General features: G+C 63.6%; 2 protein-coding genes. One reads left to right on the top strand and one right to left on the bottom strand.

Going from position 1 to position 2,250, the window contains the following annotated elements:
- The coding region (gene istA, locus WCA85_RS21335; protein WP_424066858.1) for an IS21 family transposase at positions 1-1,270 on the bottom strand (1,270 nt) is incomplete at its 3' end.
- Positions 1,271-1,502: 232 nt separating this feature from the next.
- Here istA and WCA85_RS21330 point away from each other — a divergent pair.
- Entirely contained in the window at positions 1,503-1,871 is a 369-nt protein-coding gene (locus WCA85_RS21330; protein ID WP_424066857.1) for a hypothetical protein, read from the top strand.
- Positions 1,872-2,250 lie beyond the last annotated feature (379 nt).

The raw sequence follows: 2,250 nt of genomic DNA, 5'->3' as shown, positions 1-2,250 counted from the left end.
GGTCGAGCAGGCGCAGCAACCCGTTCGTGAGCCCACCGAGATTTGCGCCGCGCTCAGCCGCGCGCGTGAGCAGCAACTGGCTGGCCGGCACGGCCTTCGTCAGGCTGTTGACGCCGCGATGCTGGCTCGCCTGGCGTTTGCGTTCCTTGAGCTCACGGATGTGCTCGGGCAGTTCGATCTGCGCATCACGGTCATAGCTGCGGGGGTGACTGGCAACGAGCTGGGCGCCATCGAAGATGCGCACCTGCTGCAGGTCGGCGCGTACGCTTAGCGTACGTCGCACATGCGTGTGCTGGATCGTGTAATCGTTCAGGTCGAAGCGCACGTACGGCTGCTTGCCGACCTTCACCTCGAGCTGCTCCTCGACGGGGTAAGGGTTCTCTGGCAGCGCAAGCAGTAACGGCTTCTCCATCGCGAAGGCCTCGCGTACCGTCATGGTCCGATCCTCCGGACACGGCCGGTCGGCCGCCTGGGTGCGGCACCAGTGCTCGGCCTGGGCATTCAGATCATCGAGATCCCTGAAGGCGCGCGCCGCGAAGAACGCTTCGCGTATATGGCGAATGGCCCGCTCGACCCGTCCTTTTTCGTTACCGCGGTATACCGCCACCGGACGCGGCTCGAACCGGTAATGCCCGGCAAATGCGAGCAGCCTCGGGTTGAAGCGAATCGCGTCACCCTGACGCTCAAGCACAGCACTTTTAAGGTTGTCGTACAGGATGACCTTCCCGAGCCCACCCCAATGGGTGAACGCGCCGACATGCCCGCGAAGGAAGTTCTCCATCCGGGCATCGAGGAAGAAGTGCAGATAAATGTCGCGCGAGTACGAGAGCACCATCACGAAGGCCATCAGCGGGCGCCTCGCCCGACCGATCTCCATGTGGCCAAAGTGGGCCCAGTCACATTGCATCTGTTCTCCCGGCAACGTGCGCAGACGCAGGAATGCCTCGGCCGCCCGACGCGGACGGCGTTGCGCAATCAGGTGCCGGAAGTGGTCAGGCGCCCCCTTGTAGCCGCGCTCGCGTACCATCGAGTACAGGCGGCTGGCCGTCAGCGTCGGAAACGTCTCCAGTGTCTGCTGGATGAACTGAAGGTACGGCTCAATCATTGAAGGGCGCGGCGGCGGTCCGTGTCGTGGCAGCCCCGCATACGCGAGCACACGCTGCACTGTCTGACGATGCACACGCAACTGCTTCGCGATGGTGCCGCAGCGCCACTTTTCGACGTGGTAAAGGCGCAGGATCTGCGCCTCCAGTTCAGCTTTTATGGTCATCAGGAATGTCTCCGCGATCGAAGCAATAAATACGACGCGGACCTCGACGACGCACAAAGCCAGTTCGCACGAACGGTGGCAACGGGCCGCCACAATAGTGACAGTGCGGCGTTGCTGATGCCGTCGGCGCTGGCGCCGCCGTCGTACGATCATCGGCTTGAACTGCAACGGCGGCGCCTGTCGTCAGGTCCGCTTGCAGTACATCATTGGCAGGGGGAGCGGGTGAACCGTGATGCGTCACGATTTTGCGTCGAGCCCGGTGGCGTCGCGATCGGGCCGCGTGGGCAAAGCGCCCGCGACGGCTGCGCTGATACCGGCGGCCGGCTTCGCGCACACTGACCCGCCGGGCCTCTTTGGTGCAATCGCGGCAATAGCGGTTGCCGCGGTCACAGGGCCCGCAAATGAGGACCTGCGCCCGGCAACGGGCGCACACCAGCAGGCGGCCTGTGGACTGAATCCCACAGGAATTTCTTCCGGGCATCGGCGTTCCTTGATGAACGCCGAAGACCATCGACAGAGCACACCTGCCATGCAACAATTGACGCGCACGGGTGCGCCGGACCTGACATCCGGACTCAGTGTGGGCGCGGCATCGGTTTGACTCGCGAGGTCTTGATGGCCGATGCTGCGCCGGTTGTTTCTTCGGCGAACCGCCTTTCTATCACGGCCCAGACTGCTCGCGTGACGCGACGCAGGGTGCGTCTCCAGTCGCCCTACGGGCTCCCTTCGACGCACCCTGCGTCAACCTCCTTGCCATTTACTCCAGTATCCCCAGGACCACCTGCCCCTCATCTCGTCGCGCGCATACGCGTTTGCAACGCCGCCGTCAACCTTGCGCCGCCAGATTTGAGCGGATCCCCAGCACCATCGACACCAGCCGCCTCACGATGTGCCGCTGGTCGCTCCGGCATCCGTGCTCGAGTTTCCGTTCGAGACAACACGGACAGCCACAAGCCTGATCATTTCAGGTGCAATGAATC

The organism is Paraburkholderia sp. (genome assembly GCF_049581445.1).
In the GTDB taxonomy this organism is placed as follows: domain Bacteria; phylum Pseudomonadota; class Gammaproteobacteria; order Burkholderiales; family Burkholderiaceae; genus Paraburkholderia.
This window is presented reverse-complemented; position numbering and strand designations above follow the sequence as displayed.

Excerpts from the sequence above, each read along its gene's own strand:
- WCA85_RS21330 (WP_424066857.1), top strand. The coding sequence starts at position 1,503 with ATGCGTCACGATTTTGCGTCGAGCCCGGTGGCGTCGCGATCGGGCCGC.